The organism is Singulisphaera photorubra, assembly GCF_045290345.1.
Classification (GTDB): domain Bacteria; phylum Planctomycetota; class Planctomycetia; order Isosphaerales; family Isosphaeraceae; genus Singulisphaera.
On sequence record NZ_CP155447.1, the window covers coordinates 2,008,697 to 2,027,480 of the forward strand.

At 62.1% G+C, this 18,784-nt stretch carries 22 protein-coding genes; 10 read left to right on the plus strand and 12 right to left on the minus strand.

What is annotated here, in order from left to right; translation table 11 throughout:
- The first annotated feature begins 25 nt into the window (after positions 1-25).
- The gene (locus V5E97_RS07840; RefSeq protein ID WP_406698765.1) at positions 26-367 is read left to right on the plus strand and encodes a DNA alkylation repair protein; all 342 of its coding nucleotides are present in this window, start codon (positions 26-28) and stop codon (positions 365-367) included.
- A 280-nt stretch (positions 368-647) separates the two neighbouring features.
- On the opposite strand, the gene V5E97_RS07845 is transcribed toward V5E97_RS07840, so the two are convergent.
- The 5 genes from V5E97_RS07845 to V5E97_RS07865 all read right to left on the minus strand — a co-directional run bounded on the left by V5E97_RS07845 (position 648) and on the right by V5E97_RS07865 (position 3,656).
- Positions 648-1,325 (minus strand): transposase, encoded by a 678-nt coding sequence (locus tag V5E97_RS07845; protein ID WP_406698766.1) that lies wholly within the window; start codon positions 1,323-1,325, stop codon positions 648-650.
- 215 nt (positions 1,326-1,540) lie between these two features.
- On the minus strand, positions 1,541-2,092 hold the full coding sequence (locus V5E97_RS07850; protein WP_406698767.1) for a transposase: 552 nt from the start codon (positions 2,090-2,092) through the stop codon (positions 1,541-1,543).
- Positions 2,093-2,186: 94 nt separating this feature from the next.
- Positions 2,187-2,672, minus strand: a complete 486-nt coding sequence (locus V5E97_RS07855; protein WP_406698768.1) for a VOC family protein — start codon at positions 2,670-2,672, stop codon at positions 2,187-2,189.
- A 208-nt stretch (positions 2,673-2,880) separates the two neighbouring features.
- Positions 2,881-3,261, minus strand: coding sequence for a nuclear transport factor 2 family protein (locus tag V5E97_RS07860; protein WP_406698769.1), 381 nt, complete (start codon positions 3,259-3,261; stop codon positions 2,881-2,883).
- 32 nt (positions 3,262-3,293) lie between these two features.
- Positions 3,294-3,656, minus strand: coding sequence for a MarR family winged helix-turn-helix transcriptional regulator (locus V5E97_RS07865; protein ID WP_406698770.1), 363 nt, complete (start codon positions 3,654-3,656; stop codon positions 3,294-3,296).
- Between the two features lie 230 nt (positions 3,657-3,886).
- Here V5E97_RS07865 and V5E97_RS07870 point away from each other — a divergent pair, with 230 nt between their 5' ends.
- The 3 genes from V5E97_RS07870 to V5E97_RS07880 all read left to right on the plus strand — a co-directional run bounded on the left by V5E97_RS07870 (position 3,887) and on the right by V5E97_RS07880 (position 6,328).
- Entirely contained in the window at positions 3,887-4,645 is a 759-nt protein-coding gene (locus V5E97_RS07870; RefSeq protein ID WP_406698771.1) for an SDR family oxidoreductase, read from the plus strand.
- A gap of 174 nt (positions 4,646-4,819) precedes the next feature.
- Positions 4,820-5,770, plus strand: a complete 951-nt coding sequence (locus tag V5E97_RS07875; protein WP_406698772.1) for an NmrA family NAD(P)-binding protein — start codon at positions 4,820-4,822, stop codon at positions 5,768-5,770.
- Between the two features lie 237 nt (positions 5,771-6,007).
- Positions 6,008-6,328, plus strand: a complete 321-nt coding sequence (locus tag V5E97_RS07880; protein WP_406698773.1) for a hypothetical protein — start codon at positions 6,008-6,010, stop codon at positions 6,326-6,328.
- A gap of 71 nt (positions 6,329-6,399) precedes the next feature.
- On the opposite strand, the gene V5E97_RS07885 is transcribed toward V5E97_RS07880, so the two are convergent.
- The 3 genes from V5E97_RS07885 to V5E97_RS07895 form a co-directional block, all read right to left on the minus strand.
- A complete protein-coding gene (locus tag V5E97_RS07885; RefSeq protein ID WP_406698774.1) occupies positions 6,400-6,612 on the minus strand; it encodes a hypothetical protein in 213 nt (70 codons plus the stop codon).
- A 126-nt stretch (positions 6,613-6,738) separates the two neighbouring features.
- Positions 6,739-6,867 carry a hypothetical protein gene (locus V5E97_RS07890; RefSeq protein WP_406698775.1) on the minus strand — a complete coding sequence of 43 codons (129 nt, stop codon included), beginning with the start codon at positions 6,865-6,867 and terminating at the stop codon, positions 6,739-6,741.
- A gap of 164 nt (positions 6,868-7,031) precedes the next feature.
- Positions 7,032-8,996, minus strand: a complete 1,965-nt coding sequence (locus V5E97_RS07895; protein ID WP_406698776.1) for a hypothetical protein — start codon at positions 8,994-8,996, stop codon at positions 7,032-7,034.
- Positions 8,997-9,464: 468 nt separating this feature from the next.
- Between V5E97_RS07895 and pyk the strand changes: the two genes are divergently transcribed.
- Positions 9,465-10,943, plus strand: coding sequence for a pyruvate kinase (gene pyk / locus V5E97_RS07900; RefSeq protein ID WP_406698777.1), 1,479 nt, complete (start codon positions 9,465-9,467; stop codon positions 10,941-10,943).
- Positions 10,944-11,241: 298 nt separating this feature from the next.
- Positions 11,242-11,814 carry a hypothetical protein gene (locus tag V5E97_RS07905; protein ID WP_406698778.1) on the plus strand — a complete coding sequence of 191 codons (573 nt, stop codon included), beginning with the start codon at positions 11,242-11,244 and terminating at the stop codon, positions 11,812-11,814.
- 222 nt (positions 11,815-12,036) lie between these two features.
- Here V5E97_RS07905 and V5E97_RS07910 read toward each other — a convergent pair whose 3' ends face one another.
- Positions 12,037-12,498 carry a CAP domain-containing protein gene (locus tag V5E97_RS07910; RefSeq protein ID WP_406698779.1) on the minus strand — a complete coding sequence of 154 codons (462 nt, stop codon included), beginning with the start codon at positions 12,496-12,498 and terminating at the stop codon, positions 12,037-12,039.
- A 422-nt stretch (positions 12,499-12,920) separates the two neighbouring features.
- The gene (locus tag V5E97_RS07915; RefSeq protein WP_406698780.1) at positions 12,921-13,703 is read right to left on the minus strand and encodes a YqjF family protein; all 783 of its coding nucleotides are present in this window, start codon (positions 13,701-13,703) and stop codon (positions 12,921-12,923) included.
- 187 nt (positions 13,704-13,890) lie between these two features.
- Here V5E97_RS07915 and V5E97_RS07920 point away from each other — a divergent pair, with 187 nt between their 5' ends.
- The 3 genes from V5E97_RS07920 (at position 13,891) to V5E97_RS07930 (ending at position 16,665) form a co-directional block, all read left to right on the plus strand.
- Entirely contained in the window at positions 13,891-15,090 is a 1,200-nt protein-coding gene (locus V5E97_RS07920) for a baeRF10 domain-containing protein (protein WP_406698781.1), read from the plus strand.
- Positions 15,091-15,301: 211 nt separating this feature from the next.
- Positions 15,302-16,225, plus strand: coding sequence for a bestrophin family protein (locus tag V5E97_RS07925; RefSeq protein ID WP_406698782.1), 924 nt, complete (start codon positions 15,302-15,304; stop codon positions 16,223-16,225).
- A complete protein-coding gene (locus V5E97_RS07930) occupies positions 16,222-16,665 on the plus strand; it encodes a hypothetical protein (protein WP_406698783.1) in 444 nt (147 codons plus the stop codon). Before V5E97_RS07925 ends, V5E97_RS07930 begins: the two co-directional genes overlap by 4 nt.
- 121 nt (positions 16,666-16,786) lie before the next feature.
- Here the strand turns inward: V5E97_RS07930 and V5E97_RS07935 are convergent, their stop codons facing one another.
- Positions 16,787-17,089 carry a hypothetical protein gene (locus tag V5E97_RS07935; protein WP_406698784.1) on the minus strand — a complete coding sequence of 101 codons (303 nt, stop codon included), beginning with the start codon at positions 17,087-17,089 and terminating at the stop codon, positions 16,787-16,789.
- A 119-nt stretch (positions 17,090-17,208) separates the two neighbouring features.
- Between V5E97_RS07935 and V5E97_RS07940 the strand changes: the two genes are divergently transcribed.
- Positions 17,209-17,685, plus strand: a complete 477-nt coding sequence (locus V5E97_RS07940; RefSeq protein WP_406698785.1) for a glycoside hydrolase family 71/99 protein — start codon at positions 17,209-17,211, stop codon at positions 17,683-17,685.
- 118 nt (positions 17,686-17,803) lie between these two features.
- Here the strand turns inward: V5E97_RS07940 and V5E97_RS07945 are convergent, their stop codons facing one another.
- On the minus strand, positions 17,804-18,694 hold the full coding sequence (locus tag V5E97_RS07945) for a PEP-CTERM sorting domain-containing protein (protein ID WP_406698786.1): 891 nt from the start codon (positions 18,692-18,694) through the stop codon (positions 17,804-17,806).
- Between the last annotated feature and the right edge of the window lie 90 nt (positions 18,695-18,784).

Consider the following 18,784-nt stretch of genomic DNA (forward strand, 5'->3'; position numbering starts at 1 on the left):
TTCTGGGTGGTCAGGAACGACGGTCGTGCTTGCCTGGATTGGAGTTGCGGGTATCATCGCCGCCATGGCCGTCAAAGAGATCCTCGCACCGCTCGAGTCTCTCGGCGACGACGTCCGGCGTGCCCACAGCACGAAGGCCGGCACGCCTGACAACCAGTTCGGAGTGAAGCTCGGCGACATCCGTGCGATGGCCAGGAGGATTAAGACCGATCACGAACTGGCGATCCATCTTTGGGACACCGGCAACGTCGAGGCGCAGCTCCTCACCACGCTCGTCATCAAGACCAAATCGCTCTCCGCCGACGAGCTCGACAAGCTGACTCGCTCCACCATCTGCGCTCAGGTGGCGGACTGGCTGAACGCATGATGTCGTTGCACAGCACCCAGAGAAGGAATCGCTGCGTGAGAAGTGGATGACGGCGAAGGATCGCTGGGCCGCCCGTGGTCTTCCTCCTTAGCCCAGATTATTCAAACCCGTCAGGCTTCGGGCCATTTTGGGAACTGACGGGACTGAATTCGATGATATGGTGTTCAAGAACGCACCTGGCCTAATTTCAGGATCGCATCGTGCAAGTCGAGGGCGTACCTTCCCCCTCCCCATAGCGTTCCAAACGGCCTTTACGCTCCCCGACGTGGATCAATCCGGCTTATCCCGGGGAAGGTTGGGGAGGGGGCATATTCACCGCTCGACTGACCTCCATAAAGTGATCTATGTGAGGCCAACTGCTGGATAGTCGCACAATGACTCGCCTCGCGCGGGTGATCACTTCCGCCGAAACCTTGATCAAACGAGTCCGCCAGGTGCTGGCGAAACCACCTCCCAGCGGATCACGCTCGCGACGTTTGTTAAAGAACCGCTTGCGATTCGGCTCGTCGATCGCTTCTGTCGGAAAATCGGCTGGCAGATTCAACTCGGCCGACGTTGGCAGGGTTTGAACCACCGCCTGACGGAGTCGCACCAGCAGATTCAAGGCGGCCGTGTGCAGGTAGAGACGGAAGTAATTCGCCATGAACCGGTGGTCGCTCAGACGGTCGGCCAGCAACTCGGTCTTCAGTTCTTTGTTCCGGTTTCGCTCTCGCCGCATGGTGTACTCGTCATAAATCGCCTGTGGGAGAACGCGACAGCCAGGGCGGTTGGTGACCACGGCTCGCCGGTTGGTCCCTGGGCATGGACCTCGACCTTGATCACGACCGGTTGGGGCGAGCCAACTGTCGGCCTGATACTCGACGCAAAGGAACAACCGTTGAGGTTGGCCAGTCTCTTCGTATTGCTGAAGGGCGTCCTTCAGGAGAGCGTCACTCATGGCCCGCAGCCGAGAGTTCATGCCGATTCCCAAGGTATAGCTCAATCGCAATTCCTGGCAGACGTCATACATTAGGGAACGCCAAAGCCACTGTCGCCTCGGACATGGATCTGCACGTCAGGCCAGACAGCCCGCAATCGCCCCACCAGATATCGCAGATCGTTGTTGGCCCCAAGAATGCAGCACAGGTGCCATACCTCAGTCCACGAGGAGAACCATATCGTTTTCTGCACACGTTATGGCAATTGGCAAATACTGATTCTGTTCATAGTAGCCATGAAACATAGTGAGTTGTTGCTGGCCATGTGCGGGTCGTCGAACGCGTCGATGTCGAAGGTGAGATGGTTGGGCGGCCGATCGAACGACTGAATGAAGAGGTCAACCATCACATCCCGTAACCTCCAGAGGTCGGCGATCGAGACCGCGTTCTCGAAGCGCGAGAGCGTTGGCTGACTCGCGAGGTCAAGGCCGTCGGGGAGACGCCCGGCGAGGAGTTTGAAGACGGGATCGGAGCGTAAAGTGTCGTGGTCGTTCTGGTCCTCGTAATCGGCGAGGATTCCAAAGATCCGCTGCCGGACCATCGTGGCAATGGACTGGCGGGCGAGCGAAGGATTTCGAGTGTCCTGAAGGGCGGCAGCGAACTGTTCCGTGAGGTGAATTCGCTCGTCGAACTGGCGTATGAGCAGCAGTCCGGCATCACTGGAAAGCGGTGAGGAAGAGACTTCGATTTCGACAGGCCGCGAGGCCAAGAAATCCAATGACACCGGCGGAACAGAGTGTAAACTCATAGGGAGGCCTCTGGTGGCGTCGAATGTGTCGTTGTAGTAACACATTAGACGAAATCAGAGGCCTCTTTATTGAGTCGAGTTTGAATAATCCGGGTTAGCCTTCGCCCCGGCGCGCGGCCTCGATCGCGGCGATGTCGATCTTCCTCATCGACATCATGGCTTCCATTGCGCGCTTCGCGGCGGCGCGATCCGGGTCGGTCGTCGCCTCGAGCAGGACGCGCGGCGTGATCTGCCAGGAGAAGCCCCAGCGATCCTTGCACCAGCCGCAGGCGCTTTCCTTGCCGCCGTTGCCCACGATCGCGTCCCAGTAACGGTCGGTCTCTTCCTGATTGTCGGTCAGGACCATGAAGCTGACCGCCTCGTTCGGCTTGAAATTTGGCCCGCCATTCAGGCCGATGTATGCCTGTCCCATTACGGTGAATTCGACGGTGAGATCCTCGCCCATCTTCGCAGACGGATTGTCCACAGCGGAGGCGTGAGCTTTCCCTACATGGCTGTCGGGGAACACGCTCGCATAGAACTCGGCCGCCTCGCGGGCCTTGCCGCAGTCGAACCACAGGCAAATGGTCATCTTGCTCATGTCCGCTCTCCTCAACTTGCCGCCGGCGAGTGTGAAGGCAACGCCTTGCGGTCCCCCTGTCATTACCCCGAGAAGATCCCAGCTTCGGGGATTGGAACCATTTATCGGCAGAAAGTCAACAAACGTACAGTGGGATTCGGACGATTGAGTCTACGGCACCAACCACCGATGGAATTACCGGGGTTGTCAGAGTTTGCAAGGCTCGGTTTCAAGTTGCTGAGTGGATGCCGGTCAGTTGAGTGTCGCTCTGGATGTCGAACCGTTGCACGCGACCGCAGTGGAGGCGGAATGCATGTTTCACCGTTTCATCGATGAGCGTCTGCCCTTCGAGGTTTTTGACGACCTGGTGCACGTCAACGACCAGGGAACCGTCGGCGGCTTTGGCAATCGTCAGCGGCTCGACGTGAGGGTCGATAACCGACCATTGATGAGTCCAATAGTCCCGGATTGCGTCCTTTCCGTGAACATAGGTGCCTTCCATGCCGTTCGCCCACGCCACGTCATCGGTGAGCAGGGCGAAGACACCTTCCATGTCTCGAGCATTAAAACTATTGTAAAGTTGATGAATCACTTGCTCGTCACGGTCCATCTGGGAGCCTCCGATTGATCAACCCGAAGTGATCATGAGGTCGGTCGGGACGTGTCTTCCGAAGCCGTTTTCGAGGCGGCGTGCACAATTTCCGGCAACGCGGAATCGAGTTTTTCCCAGGTCCCTGCCGGCAGCGATCGCCGCATCCGATCCTGGGCCCTCAGCCACGCCGGGCGGACCTGCTCGACCTTTTCCTTCCCCGCCGGCGTGATCGCCACCCATTTTTCTCGGCGGTCGGTACCGGGACGGATCGACACCCAGCCGCTCTTTTCCAGGAGGCGGAGGCTCCGGGTCAAGGTCGTTTCGTCGAGGGACGCCATCTCGCCGAGATCGCCCTTGCGCACCTCTCCCGCTCGGACGAGTAGCCTCAATAGGAAGTGCTGAGTGGATCGCATTCCGGTTTTTCGGAACTCTGCGTCATAGACTCTGGTCACGGCGCGGGAAGCTTGCCGGAGAGCCGCGCAGAGGCACGGTGTCGCGACGGGTTGGTGATTTCCAGGGGTCTTCTGGTTGACGTCTTCCATACTATCTGTATATGCAGGTGAAATCTTCGAGTCAAGGGGACGGGGCCATCCCGTCTCTCACCGCACCGGATCGGGACCCTTCTGCGAGAGGAGCAAGACCAATGGCATCGCAAGACAAAGTCGCGTTCATCACCGGGGCGAACAAGGGGATCGGCCTGGAGACGGCGCGGGGGCTCGGGCAATTGGGGATCACCGTCGTCATCGGAAGCCGCGATGAGGCGAAGGGCCGCGCCGCCGTTGAGCAGTTGCAGGCCGAGGGCATCAAGAACGTCGAGGCCGTTCGGTTCGATGTGACCAAGCCCGCGGATTACCAAGCGATCGCCCGGCACCTGGAAGATCGATACGGCAAGCTCGACATCCTGGTGAACAACGCGGGCGTCATGCTCGATGTCGTTGACATGGAGGGGCAAGGCGGGTTCAACACCACCTCCACGGTCACGCCCGCCCTCCTCCAGAAGACGTTCGAGACGAACTTTTTCGCCGTCGTCGCACTCACGCAGGAATTGCTGCCGCTCCTCCGCAAGTCCTCGGCCGGGCGGATCGTCAACCTATCGAGCATCCTCGCGTCGCTGACACTTCACGCCAGCCCGAAGTCGCCCATCTACGGCATGAAGGCATTTGCCTACGACGCGTCGAAGACAGCGCTCAACGCCTTCACCGTTCACCTCGCTCAGGAGCTTCACGGGACGCCGATCAAGGTGAATTCGGCCCATCCTGGCTGGGTGAAGACGGACATGGGCGGCTCGGGGGCCCCGATGGAAGTCTCCGAGGGGGGAAAGACGAGCGTGCTGCTGGCGACCCTGCCCGACGACGGCCCCACCGGCGGTTTCTTCCATCTGGGTGACACGCTGCCCTGGTAAAGCGAATCGAGCCGGTGTAAGCGAGAGCCCGGCAACAGATCAGGTCATCTCTCTAGAGAGAGGTAGGAACCCGCGTCACTTTCCGGCACGACTGGCCGAGCGCGCCGGCAAGGCGGTCTGAGCACCGTCATGCCGGCTCCGGCCGGAATCTTTCGAGAACGAGGAGTTGGCTCCATGTCGAACAACGCACCGATTCTCGTTACGGGCGCTGCGGGAGGTATTGGGGGAGTGGGTCGAGAGGTCGTAGAGATCCTGCGACAGCGAGGTTTGCCCGTTCGGGCCCTCGTTCACAGAGAAGATGATCGGGCCGAGGCACTGCGCTCGACCGGGGCCGAGGTGATTGTCGGCGACCTTACTCAACCGGAAGACGTCGTGCGTGCGATGGAAGGCTGCCGACGGATCTACTTCGGCATGAGTGTGTCCGCGGCCTATCTTGAGGCGACCATCGTCGCCGCCGCGGTGGCCCGCCAGCGTGGCGACCTTGAGGTGTTCGTCAATATCTCCCAGTTGACCGTCTCCCAGATGAGCCTGACAGCGATGACCGACTCTCACCAGCAGCGCATGCATTGGCTGGGCGAGCAGGCCCTGAACTGGTCCGGTCTGCCCGTCGTGCATGTCAGGTCGACGGTCTTCCTCCAGCACCTCTTCTTTTCACCATGGGCCGCGGAATCGATCGCCAGGGACGATACGATCCGCCTGCCGTTCGGCGCCGCCCTCACGTCGCCGATCGACGCTCGCGATGTGGCGGAGGTGGTCGCGACGGTCCTGGAACGTCCGGAGGCTCATGTCGGCAAGATCTATGAATTGACCGGGCCGAAGTCGGAAGACATGCGGGCCGTGGCGGCGGAGTATTCCGAAGCCCTCGGCCGGACCATCACTTACGTCGATGTGCCTTTTGAGGAATGGCGTGACCGAGAGCTTCGCTCACGTGGATTGCCGGATCACGTCTTCAGCCACATGCTGACCATGGCCAAACTTCACGCTGACAACCGGTACGATCGGTTCACCCGCGACTTCGAGGCGATCACAGGACGGCTCGCGACGAGCATCCGGGACTACGTCAAGAATCACCCCGAGGTGTTCGGTTCGAGCCACCAGCCCGCAACGGCCCCGGGCTCTCGGTAACGGCCGACATGTTTTCGCTCCGACGCTTCATCCAACGTGCGCTTCCAGACGGTTGTTGGGGGCGATCAACGACCGGGGAATGAACCCGGCGCTCGTGGCGATCCAGCTGGGTCATACGGATTTTAAAGATGTTGCTCAAGACCTACCTGCACTCGGACCCTGGGGCGATGCGGTAGGAGTGGGGCGATCAGGTGAGGGGAGATTTACGCGATCCCCGCGTCCGGCTACAACCCTGCCATGAATACCACGCTCTCGGAAACTGCCCTGTCGCTGCTGCGGGTGAGGCTCACCGGCCAGCGGGTGGAAGTCACCGACGAAAACCGCCCGCTCTATCGAGAGTTGGCCGCGTCCGGGCTGGCGATTCCGCTGCATACGTTCACCGGCGGGGATGAGTCTGCGTATCGGCTTACCGAAGCGGCAGTCAGCTTTGTTGCCAGCTACGCTCCATCACCCGAAGAATCTCTCTCGCCCGCTGACTTACCGGAAGGTCTGTATCAGGTGCCGTTGCCAACGCCACGAGGTGGCTGCCGGTACGATGCTCTGCGTCCTCGTGGGTGATCGGCCTCACTGTTGCCGGCCTCGAAGACCTCCTCGATCCGGTGCCATTGACGCTGGGCGCGGACTATCTCTCACAATGGAATCTTGATGTTCGTGTTTGTTAACGCATGGTCGGCCCGCGACTCACCGACTGATCGAATCACCACCAACCGCTGCTCCGGCCCGATCCGGTTTTCTTGCTTGGCACGGACCCGAACCGTCATCGTGTCCATCTCGAGCGGACCCTTTTCGCTATTGCGGACGGTGATCCGTTCCACCGCGATTCGGGCTGGTCCTGAACCCAATGGTCGACCCTCTGGAACGGCGCCTCACGCTTGCGTCCCCGCCTGTCACCAACCAGGACACGCGATTGGGTATCCCGGTCGATTCGCCCGGTTAGGAATAAGTTGATGGGCAATGTGCCGTCAACTTCAGTGAACCGAGGTGACGAACGAGGCCGCATGATCGCCGACGAACTCCGCGCCCTCATGGATGCCAGCGGATGGCCGCGGCGCAACCTGGCGGGCTTGCTGCCGCTCAGGTGCACTCGCACCATCCATTACAGGCTCCTGGGAAGCGATCGATCAAGCCGCTGATTGCCGAGCGGATACGGTCACATTGGGCCAGAGCATAAACAACCGATCGTGCAGATTTGCTACAGGGAATTAGTCGGTGGTCGACGTAAATGGCAGAAAAGGGTGGGAGTTATGGGAGATGTAATTCCTTACTCAGCCCGATTTTGCGGTCGTCGTGAGGCCAGGTGCTCTTCCATCTTGTGGAACGCAACGATCCCCACACTGGCCTGAGTGGCCTGGGCGCCGAGGTATTTCAGGCCGCGTTCGGGGGGGATGCGAAGGAGGATCTCCTGGCCGTCCTTGAGGAGTCGCAAGGGGGCCCAGGTGCTGAGCCGGAACCCGGCCTTGGCGCAGAGAGGGCGGCCGAGGTCGGCGATCTCGGTGACGCTCAGGCGGGGGAGGGCTTCGGGGAGGCGGCGGAGGACACGGTAGGTGCCGCCGGCGAGGCGGACGGTCCACCAGCGTGAGAGCCGCTCCGTGCTCGTCTCGACCCCTTGCTCGACCGCGCGGCGGGCGATGGCACGGCCGGCGGATTCGGTCCCTTCCTGAACGGCCTCGCGTCCGACGCCCTTGACGACTTCGCGGGTTACGGTTCGGAGCTCGGCGCGGGCCGCTTCGGCGACGACGACCCCTTCGGGCTGGAGGGCGACCAGACTCAGGGCGTCGACCACTACGAAGCAGCCGTCGACCAGGGCCCAGGTCATCTCGCTGGAGGTCGGCGCATGCCCCTGACCAACGACCCGTCCCAGGTGGAGCAGGTCGTACAAGGGGAGGAACTGGTAGAACTTCAGCTCGGACGAGTTCAACTCGGCGACCCGCTCAATGCCATCCTTCTTGATCGTCTTGATGGTCGCCTGGCCGTTGTCGCCCGAGAGGAACAGGACCGAGGCCGCCACCGATTCCGTGAACGAACGCTTTGGCTTGGATCGGAGGTAAGCGAGGGTTTCGGGACCCGAATCCGTCACCGCGATCGGCGGGATGATCGCCGCGCCGTAGGTGCGGAGGATTTCCCGGAAGTCCGAGTCGGTGGCGTACTTGTCGAGCATCGCCAGGGCCATTGTGCCATGCTCGGCCATGGCCTCGACTGCCTGGTTGCGCAGGGTCGGCTCCGAGTAGCCGTCGTAGACCACGTCGGCCGCGTCCGCTCCGGCCTGGGTCAGGGCGAGTTCGCCGCGTTCGCCGAACTCGACGACCAGTCGCAAGGCGTGCGGGCTGCCGCCGACGGCCTCGACCAGCCCGGCCGCGGCCACGTGCCGCAGGTGCCCCGCCACGGTCTCGGCCGGGTGCGTCTGCAGCAGCTCATCCACGTAGTCGCTGTTGACTCGGAGCAGAATCAGAGTTTGATCCAGGGGCATCGCGTCCCCCAAGGCGTGCAGCACCGGGCCGTACAGGCTCGCCAGGGCGAATCCGCCTAGCCCCTGCTGTCGGAACGCGTCGAGCGCCACAATGCCGTGGTCGTCGATCGTCCGCAGGGCCGCGCGAAGGTCGGCCGCGCCGCGGTCGAGACTGACGAAGTCGAGGATCACCAATGCGTCTTCGAGATCCTTGGGATCTCCCGACCAGCGTTCGAGGAGCTCGGTCACGGCCGCCGGATCGACCAGGAGGAGCGGCAAGGCGCTGGGGTATCGCGAGGCGAGTCGACGTTGGGACGGAGTGAGCCGGCCGATCTCGGCGATCAAGATCCCCCGGTCCGTGTCATCGGCCCGTTTCAGGCCGAAATACTCGCGCCAGTGCAGGAGGAGATCGGCCGCCGCGTCGTCGCTCAGACTCTCGCTCAATCGGCGGAAGTCATTGGGGTGCTTTTCATAGAGGAAGATGGCTTCGAGGTCGAGCCGATCCAGCAGGGTCAGGCCGCGAAGGCCGTCGGTCCGCTCGATCGCCAGGGCCGTCTGGCGATACCGGTGCAAGACCCGTTCGGCCAACTCACGATCGGAGGGCCGTGGGTAGCGAGCCAGCAGCTCCGCCTCCAGGTCGGCCGCCGTCGGGTTCACGGTCGCGACCGCGAGGGAGGGGGCCGATCGCGAGCCCGGGCGTTCAGGAAGCTCCTTCGTGGAGAGCTTGAACAGAACCCCAAGTGCGGCCAGCAGGGCGACGACGGCAAAGGTACGCTTCATCGGTGAGGAGTCCCCGGTCGAGCCGATGGCTGGAACGCGACGATCCGATCATTCGCGAGATCAAAAAGGACGATCGGTGGACCTTGTCCCGCCGGAGACCCCCACAGCTTCCATCCCATCGTCATTATTATCCGGCCGTAGAGCCGGCTCGTCAATTCAGGTTGCAAGGTCTTGGCCGACTGGAGTTTCCGATAGTCGGTGGGTTGAGGCGTGGAGAAGCGGGAAACACCGTTTCCTCGGTCCTCAGGAGAATTATCGGCTCTACAGACTGAAAATCTGGGTCTTTTTGGGGAATTCGGGAAACTGGGCGGAATTTTCCTGCGAGTGTCAGCCCGCGGGCCTGATTCCCTCGGAGCCCGGTGGGGCGGTAGACTACCCGGGGCCTTGGCCTCTCTCGAGGTCAAATTGAGGATCATCGAACCGCGACGATCTCCCTTGCCAACGGGAAGAATGAGGAATCACTCCATTATGTCGACTCCGTTTCTCGAGCCGCTGGGCAAGGTGAGGACCAAGATCGTGGCGACGCTTGGTCCGGCGACGCGTGGGAAAGCCATGATCCGCCAACTCGTCGAGGCGGGGGTCGACGTCTTTCGGCTCAACTTCTCGCACGGCACGCACGACGACCACAGCGAAGCGCTCGCCGATGTGCGCGCGGTTGGTGATGAGTTGGGGCGGCGGCTGGCGGTCTTGCAAGACCTGGGGGGGCCCAAGATCCGCCTGGGGCCGATCTCGGGCGACGCGGTCGAATGCTGCCTGGGCGACGAGTTCACCCTGGTCGTCGAACGGACCTCCGACGACCCCCATCAACTCACCTGTACCTATCGCGACCTGCCCCGCGACCTCAAGCCTGATGATCTGGTCCTGTTCGCCGACGGCACGGTGGCGATGCTCGTCATCGCCGGCGACGAGCACGGAGCCCGGCTCAAGGTGACTCTGCCGGGCTTGCTCCGGTCGCACCAAGGAGTGAACCTGCCGGGGGCTGCGCTCAGTCTCAACGCCTTGACCGAGAAAGATTTGCGCGATCTGGAATGGACGGCGCGGAGCGAGGTCGAGTACGTCGGCCTCTCGTTCGTGCGGCGGGCGTCCGACGTGGTGACGCTCCGCGAAGAGCTTCATCGTCGCGGGAGCCGGGCACGGATCGTCGCCAAGATCGAGAAGCCGCAGGCGCTCGAGGATTTGGATGCGATCATCGCCGAGTCCGACGCGGTGATGGTCGCCCGCGGCGACCTTGGCGTCGAGATCGACGTGGCCCGCGTGCCTGCGATCCAGAAGCAGGTGATCGCCGCCTGCAACCGGGCGCGGGTCCCTGTGATCACGGCGACCCAGATGCTCAACAGTATGGAGCAGTCGAGCCGGCCGACCCGCGCTGAGGCGAGCGACGTCTTCAACGCCGTGCTCGACGGCACCGACGCCGTGATGCTCTCGGGCGAGTCGGCCGTCGGCAAGTACCCGATCGAGGCGGTGTCGGCGATGAGCCGGATCGCGGCCGAGGCCGAGTCGCTCCTTTTTCAGGGCGCGAACTCGGCTGGAGCGGTTCCGCCGTACCTGCCGCAGAACCCGGTACGCGGTCGAGCCGGCTGGGTTTCGCCGATCACCGAAGGGGTTGTCGAAGCGGCCAGCGTGCTCAGCCGACGTGTGGGGGCCACGTTGTTGGTGGTGGCGACCCACTCAGGCCGCACCGCCCTGGCACTCTCCAAGCAGCGGCACCCCACCCCCACGCTTGCCCTGGCCGACGCCCCCGAGACCGCTCGCGCCATGGCCCTCTTCTGGGGAGTGACTCCGATCTATGACCCCGAGCTGACCGACGCCGAACACGCCCTCGACCATGCCCTGGCGTGGGCCCGCGCTCGCAATCTCGTCACTCGTGGAGATCGCATCGTCCTGGTCTCAGGAACGATGCCCGGCAACCCGACCCACAACGCCTTGCTCGTTCGCGAGGTGGAATAGCCCGCGATGCTGAGGAGTTGGAAACGAGCAGGCGGGACTTACAGGGTCGTCGGGCCGCAGCTCCTCAGTCACCCCGTTTGAGCTGAGAGGCGGGGTGTCGGACTTCGATAACGCAAGGGGAAAGGAGTCAGGAGGAACCCGCGGAAGAATCGGCCTTGCCAGAGTTGTCGAAAATGGACAAGATGCCCGGCCGGCCAAAAATCTGGGGCATTTATGCCCCCACACGTCGCACGATTTGGCTGGTCCGGCCTCTCCAATCGATCCCGTCTTGGCCGTAGGATGCGTCCCAGGGGACGAAATGATGATCATGCGTCTCAGGATGTTCGCGGCCAGCCTCGTGGCGGCCGCCGCAATCGGGCAGGCCGGTTGTTCGATCGTTGCGCCTCGTCCGGTCGCGGAGAACCCTCTGCTCGTTCCCTCGGCCGACTACGAGACGGTCTGGAAAACGACAGTCGCGGTTCTCGACGAGTACTTCGACATTGCCACGGAGAACCGACTCTCGCACACGATTGTGACTCAGCCCAAGAGTGGGGCGACTCTGCTCGAGCCCTGGAATGGGGACTCGGTCGGGTTTGGCGAGCGGTTGGAATCCACGATGCAGACGATTCGCCGGTTCGCTCGGGCGACGATCACCCAGGCGCCTGGCGGAGGCTATGTCGTCAAGATTGAAGTTCACAAGGAGCTGGAAGACCTGGCCAGGCCCGAGCGCTCGGCCGCGGGACGCTCCGTGTTCAACAACGACTTCCCGGTGAACCGAAGCCGCGAAATCGTCGGCCCGGTCCCGGTTCCCAATGGCTGGATCCGCTTGAATCGGGACTCGAAACTGGAGCAGGTGATTCTCCAGCGGATCCGCGAGGCCCTGTTCTTGTAAGGCAAGCAACCAGGCCGAGAGCCATTCTGTCGGTAGGACGGGCGGTTCACCCGCTTCGGATTCACGAAAATCGCGATCGACGATCGAGCCCCTCCCTGGGTTCGATCGTCGATCTGCGTTTGATCAGCCTGAAAAAAAAGGGACGATCCTGCCGGGTTGTCGACTCTCCAAGGCGTTGTCGCGCCTCGGTCCTCAAGCAGGATGTCTTCAGGAGAGACGGCTTCAATAGGCGTTGAAGGTCCAGTAGGCACCCAGGCCGGCGATCCCGATCCATCGGATCGAGGGGTCGAGCAGAGCCGCGCGGTGGGCCGGGGAATTCATCCACATGGCTCCGATGCTGGCGTACTGACCCATGGCGGCGTTCTGCCGACGGGCGGGGCCCATGACGTGATGGCCCATGCCGCGTGCCTGTTGTTGGCCGTTGTTCGCGGACGCCCAGTTCGTCAGGTTCGGGTCGTAGCCGACCGGGGGGAGTCCATAGCTCGCTCGAGTGGCGTTCAGCCAAGCGGTGAACCCGTAAGGATCACCGGCCGGGGCAACCGGCGCGGTCTGGGCAGGTCTGGCGACGGCTGCGGTTGCGGGAGCGGCTTGCTGGGCTTGGGCCGGCTGCGTCGCCGCCATTGCGAGGCCGAGAATTCCGAACGGAAGCACGGTGCTCATCTTCAGAAGGGTGGCAAACGGCAATGGACAAACTCCTTTTGGATGCACACGGGTCGCGACTGCTCCAGCGCAGCCACCGATTTCCCCCGCTACGGGGCCAGACCACAAGTGGCGTTACCACTGGTCCTCTCCCGTAGCTTCCCGTGTTGCATTGCTAGAATGGGATTGTTCTTCTGGGAATGCAACCCTTTTCTTCGGCAACGGAAAATAAAACGGCGGAACCGGGAATGGGAAAACGGCCGATTCCTTTTTGGAATCGGTAAGTGGCGACGAGTGGGAAGCCGGCGAAATCTGTCGATTATGCGAATTGAATTGTAGAGATGATTGGATTGAAGTGATAATTGCAGGCGCGCATATAAGAGTGCTTACGTGAATGGCTGGCGTCTTTCAGGTCTGCCCCTCCGACCCGTCTTGGGAACGAATGGGGAGGGGGGCCGTACTTGACTTTACGGGAGGATTGTGAGCGGGAAGACCTCGACGCGCACACCTTGGGAGAAGTGGGCAAGGGGGGGGGCGTCGGGGCGAGTGAGACCGGCGGCGGAGAGCAGCGATTCATCGAGTGCGGTGACGTCGGCCACTTGAAGTGGATAAGGAGTGTGGTGGACCTGGCCGCGATAGAGGCGGCCCCGGTGGGCGGCGTACAACAGGTAACGCTCGGCCAGGAAGTGCTCCAGAGTGCCTGGCGTGGCAGGGGCGATCGCCGCCTGCGGCACGCACCGGATGGTGCAGGAGGCAGGCTTCGGGCCGGGCCAGAGCCGTTCCGAAGAATAGGAGATTGCTCCGGAAGTTGTCCCCGAGCCGGGAGATTCTCGGGTCAGGCGCATCCAAGCGTGATGATATGGAAGGTGGAACCAGGCCCGCGCGGTGACGACGGCCAGAGGGTTGGCTGCATCCAGGCTGAAGAACCAGACTCCCGGGTCCCGCCCTTCGACGTGGACGTAAGTTCGGACGTTTGTCTCATGGAATCGTGACAGGTAGGGAACCGCCGGGACACCGACGGGTCGGACGCCGCTCATGGTGAACGGAACGAGTCCGACGTAGGCTTTGCCGTCGTAGAGGTCGAGTTCCAGGCCGGGGGGCAAGAGGGGGCGGAGTCGCTCCGCCGGAATCTCCCAGTGGAGAAAAAGGAGAAAACTCCAATCCTGCCGCATCACAGCACGTCGAACCGGGCGTAGGGTTGGCGTGTCTCGATCGATGGGTTCTGGAAAGTCCGCGAAGCCAGGAAACATTGGTTGCCTCTTCGGCTCGATGGCATCGTTGTTGCACTGTATTATTGTTTGTTCGTTTCGATGGTCATGGAATCTCCGGCGAAGGACGATTCCAAGGAGGAGGGGAAGTTCTCGTTCGAGAACGCTCCCCTCCCTAGCTTCGCGCCGCTTGCCGCGGCGTTCAGGATATAACGGGAGGCAGTTCTTCATGATGACCTTGACGCGCCAGGAGATCGAGGTACTGCTCGATTCCCCGAAGCAACGGCACTACGTCGTTAGCGCGTACGCTGATATGACCGTCCAGGACGGCTTCTCGCGACACGTCGAAACGCACCTTCGTAACCAGGCGAGGGCCGCCGAGGTCGCCCTCGGCAAGGCCGACGCTCGAAAGAGCCTCGAGGCCAACATCGAGGTGATTCGCAAGGCCATTGCCGCTGCCGACCATTCGGCCAAGAGCCTGGCGGTCTTTTCCAGCGTTGACCAGGGCCTGCGTCACGTCGTGCCGCTCGGCTTTCCGGTCGAGAATCGCCTGATCATTGACGAGGAGCCCTTCGTCCTCCCCTTGCTCGAGTGCTGGTACGCCGAGCCTAACTACTTGATCGTTCTGGTCGACTCGGACCAGGCCCATCTGTTCGAGGCCCATCACGGCCTGCCCGAGCCGGTCCGCGACCTCCACCGCGAGGATGCTCACGAGCAGATCCAGCGAGACAAACCACGCTTCACCTACAAGAAACGGTTTTCGAAGACCGACCACGAGCATTTGCACGGGACGGAACAGGACAAGTTCCTCCACCTCGTCGCGAGTGCCATCGTCGAGCATGCCAGGGGCGGGCCATTCACGGGGCTCATTCTGCTGGGGCATTCCTCAATCACCCAACCGCTGCGCCGGCTGCTCCCTCGCGAGCTGGAGGCGAGCGTGACGGGCGAGGCGGCCCATGCGATGACGGCGCGTCCCGAGGATCTGGCTGACGATGTGAGCCGGCTCATCGAAAGTGACAGGATTGCGCGGGAGACTCAGAGTCTCTCCGAGCTTCGGGATCGGTGGAAGCAAAAGCATCTCGTGGCCAATGGCACGACCGACGTCCTTGATGCGCTTCAGCAAGGAAGGGCGACGCAGATCCTCATGGGCCGCCGTCGTGACTTGTCCGGGGCGATTTGCCGCGATTGTCACTATCGGCTGGGCGCGGCGACCGGGGTCTGCCCCTACTGTCAGGGGATGTGCCGGCCGGTTAACGCCGCCCAGGAAATCCTCCGGATGGCGATGCGCCATCGCGTGCCCGTCCGCCTTTTCAAGGGCAATGGCACCAAGGTGGATCCGTTCGCGGCCGTCGGCGGTGTGTCCGCGCTTCTCCGTGCCGAGGCGAACTGGGCTCCGGCCGCTCATGGCGCGGCCAATGGAACGGCCTGAGCCGCCGGCTTCCTGAGACGTTCCGGAAAGCGGGAAGTTTCACTGACGAGGCTTCCCGCTCTCTGGAGTGGGCCCGCTTTGGGAAGCGGGTACCACGATGTCTTGATCCGTTGCTTCCGGAGCCTTATCTTCATCAGGCCGCTACGCGGGTTGATGACGATGTGGTTCGGACCGCGTGCCGAATTCCGGGAAGCTCGAGATCATTGGGGATATGATTGATTATAATAAGCGAGAGTGGACTCGCAGCCTGTTCTCGATCCGCGGGTCGATGGTTCGCGAGATCAGCGGCCGCGTCTCCGCGTGCGCGGTCTGGGCGGTGGCGGTGGTCGCGGTCCATCACCTGATCAAGTCCATGGAGATCCAGCCCACAACCCACATGCTGGTTGGCGTGGCGCTCGGGCTTCTGCTCGTCTTCCGCACCAACGCCTCCTACGACCGCTATTGGGAGGGGAGACGGCAGTGGGGTTGCATCATCAACGAGACGCGCAACCTCGGCCGGGCCTCCCGGACTTACTTGAGTGGCGATCGCAATCTCCTTGACGAGATTATGCTCTGGACGATCGCCTTTCCCCAGGCCGCGATGAACTCACTCCGGGGATCGTCAGGGTTGGGCGCAACGGCGCAGCGGCTGCCCATCGCCGAGGTTGAGGGGGTGCTCCGGTCCGGTAACCTCCCCTTGGCCGTCGCCGTTCAGATTAGCGAACGGCTGGTGCGGGCGCGCGATCGCGGGATCATCTCCGACTACGTCGCCATGTCCCTCGACCAGAACGTTCAACTCCTGATCGACTACTTCGGCGCGTGCGAGCGGATCCACAAGACGCCGCTCCCCTTCGTCTACGTCGTCCACCTCAGACGTGCCTTGGTGCTCTACTGCTTCACCCTTCCGTTTGCTCTCGTCGATCCCTACGGCTGGTGGGCCATCCCCGCGACGTTGCTGGTCGCCTACACCTTCTTCGGGATCGAGGAGATCGGCGTCGAGATTGAGAACCCGTTCGGACTGGATGAGAACGACCTCCCGCTGGAGCGGTTCTGCGAGACGATCGAACGCGACCTGCTCGAACTCACCGCCGGTTTAGGCCCACGCCCAGGCGGGGCGGTGGAATCCCTTCAGCCCATTACGGGAGTGACGTCATGATGATCCCGAACTCCCCGTATGCTCCGCCGCATAACGTCCTCCTGCTCAGTTGCATGGATCTTCGGCTCCTCGACGAAACCGTGGCGTTCATGGACGGCATCGGGATGATCAACCGCTATGATCACGTCATCCTCGCCGGCGCATCTTTGGGGGCATGCTACGACGGCTTGCCCCACTGGGGGCAAACGTTCTGGGACCACGTCGATATTGCCAGAGAGCTGCACGATATCAGAGAAATTTACATTCTCGAGCATCGCCAGTGCGGAGCCTACCTGAAACTGCTCGGTTTCGCCGCCTGGGAGAGTGAAGAACTCGAGGCCCTGGCGCACGCCGAAGTCGCCTCTCGCCTCAAGTCGCAGATCCAGGTCCGCCATTCAGACCTTGGGGTCCGTGCTTTCCTGATGGGCCTCTCCGGAGCTGTGATCGAATTGGCGATCTAGTCCCCTCACGTCTGTGAGTCAAGCCACCACTTCCGCATTGGTTGGAGGTAGGGGTTAGAATCCGATTTTTCCCGTAGGGTGGGCACGGCCCACCATTCTTATCCCTTTGCCAAAGCAGAGGTTAGGCTTCCGGCAGTTCTTTCGACGGGGAACGCTGCCAGGGCATGTCTCGAGCCGAGCGTCTGGCGGTCCAACCGGGGGGGAGGGTGGCGAGCTCAGCGATGCTGGGATCGAGCGTTGCGATCATCTGAAGGGGGACGAGCGACGCCTCTTCGACGGAGAAGGGGCCGCCATCCAGGAACAGCCAGTCACCGTCGCCCTTTTCGTGATAGACCAGCAGAATCGGGGCTTCGCCCTCGGTGATCTGCTTGAGAGTGACAACGGCGTGGGTCTGGGATTCCGCGAATGCCCAATTGTTCGACATGGTTCCTGCCTCTCTTTGCGTGGCGTCTTTCGCTCATAATACCAGGCGTTCGTCGAAGTGGAGACGTCGAGGCCGAGATCAATCCAGATCGATGAGGCGGGCCGTCGAGGGGGAACGCCGTGAAACGAAGTGGGAAAGCGATCGGGACCGGGGTGCTGGTGGCCTGGCTGTTCGGCGTCTCGTGGGGCGACGAGCAGGCCGTCCCGTTGCCGGTGATCGATGCCACGAGCCTGAGGCACAAAGTCCTCTGTGGCTATCAGGGGTGGTTCCGGGCTCCGGGCGACCCGGCGGGCGAGGGCTGGCGACACTGGAGCCGCGACTCGTCGCGGATCACTCCCCAGAGCCTGACGTTCGAGATGTGGCCCGATCTGTCGGAAGCCAACGACGGCGAGAAGTTCCCGGCCCCCGGTTTCACTGACCCGGACGGGCGGCAAGCCCACCTGTTCACGGCCACCGACCTCGGAATCGACATGGCCTACGTCGCCATGTTCGATGAGGTGGATGAGGCGACGGCGAGATTCAAGGTCAGCAACCGCCCACGCAGGCTCCGTTCGCCACCTACGACGGGCTGCCAGCTGACTGGTACCTGCGGCTGACCGGCGAAGGGGCGAAGCTGATCCGCGGCGAGCGCAAGCGTCAACAGGAGTTGCCGATCAGACCTTGAAGAACGGCAACTTCAGAATTCGGTTGCGCTCGTCAGCAATCCCTCACGGCTCATCGCGATCCGCTGCTCTCACGACGCCGGGAGCGATGGAGGGCCAGGTAACCCAGGCCGAGCAAGAGCGTGGCCAGCGACGTGGGTTCGGGGACCGTGACGGGCTCGGAAAGCACCAGGTGGGAGGGAGTCAGGAGGAAGGAGTGAAATTGCGTCCCCGATTGACTATCCCATTTGTAGGCGGACAGGAGCATCCGCCCCTGATCGTCGAGGCCGAGTGCGGACTCCAGGTGCCAACCTGGCAAGAAGTCCTTCAGGTCCGTCCTGGTGTTCGATTTCATATCAAAAAGATAGAAATCCTTTGAATTGTAGCTGCTGGGCCCGCTGGTGATTCCACCTACACCGAGGATTTGATCCTGATTATTAAGGAATTTGGCTTCGGCGATTTGCCCACTGGTGGAATAGTTGTTGGGCGAACTCCAGAGGGGAGTCAGAGCACCAAACGAACCATCAGCTTGACGCTGTGATGCAAAAACCAAGCTGCCTGCCCCTGCAATGTGGCCGGCGACACCGACGATATTCCTGCCGACAAACAGGCCGTTCTCGTTGAGGAATCCATCGTCAACTCGGCTGTAAGCATTGTTGGGATCCCCATAAGTCATGGGGCTGTGGATGGGCGCGTTATTCAAGGGGGGGATCAGCGGTAGAACGGATTGCAGATCGGAGAGATGATTGTTTGTGTTCGGGAAGGTATAGGCTCTCTGGCCATCGGGGGCGATGACGATCCCGTTGCCGTCTATGTCGGTGGAAATCTCGGGTTTTCCCGTCCCCAGATCGGTGACGGTGTAGGCTGGGATGTTGTCGGCGCGAGCCGTCGAGAGGGTGGCCCCGAGCAGCGTTAGGGTGAGACAGAAGTGAGGAGTAAACCCGCTGAGAATCGATCGCTCCATGATCGGTGCTTTCTTTAGATGATGACTCGCTGGACTAAGCCAATGGGCCTCATGAAAAGATGGTCGATCTCCGATCGGCCGTCAAGGTTG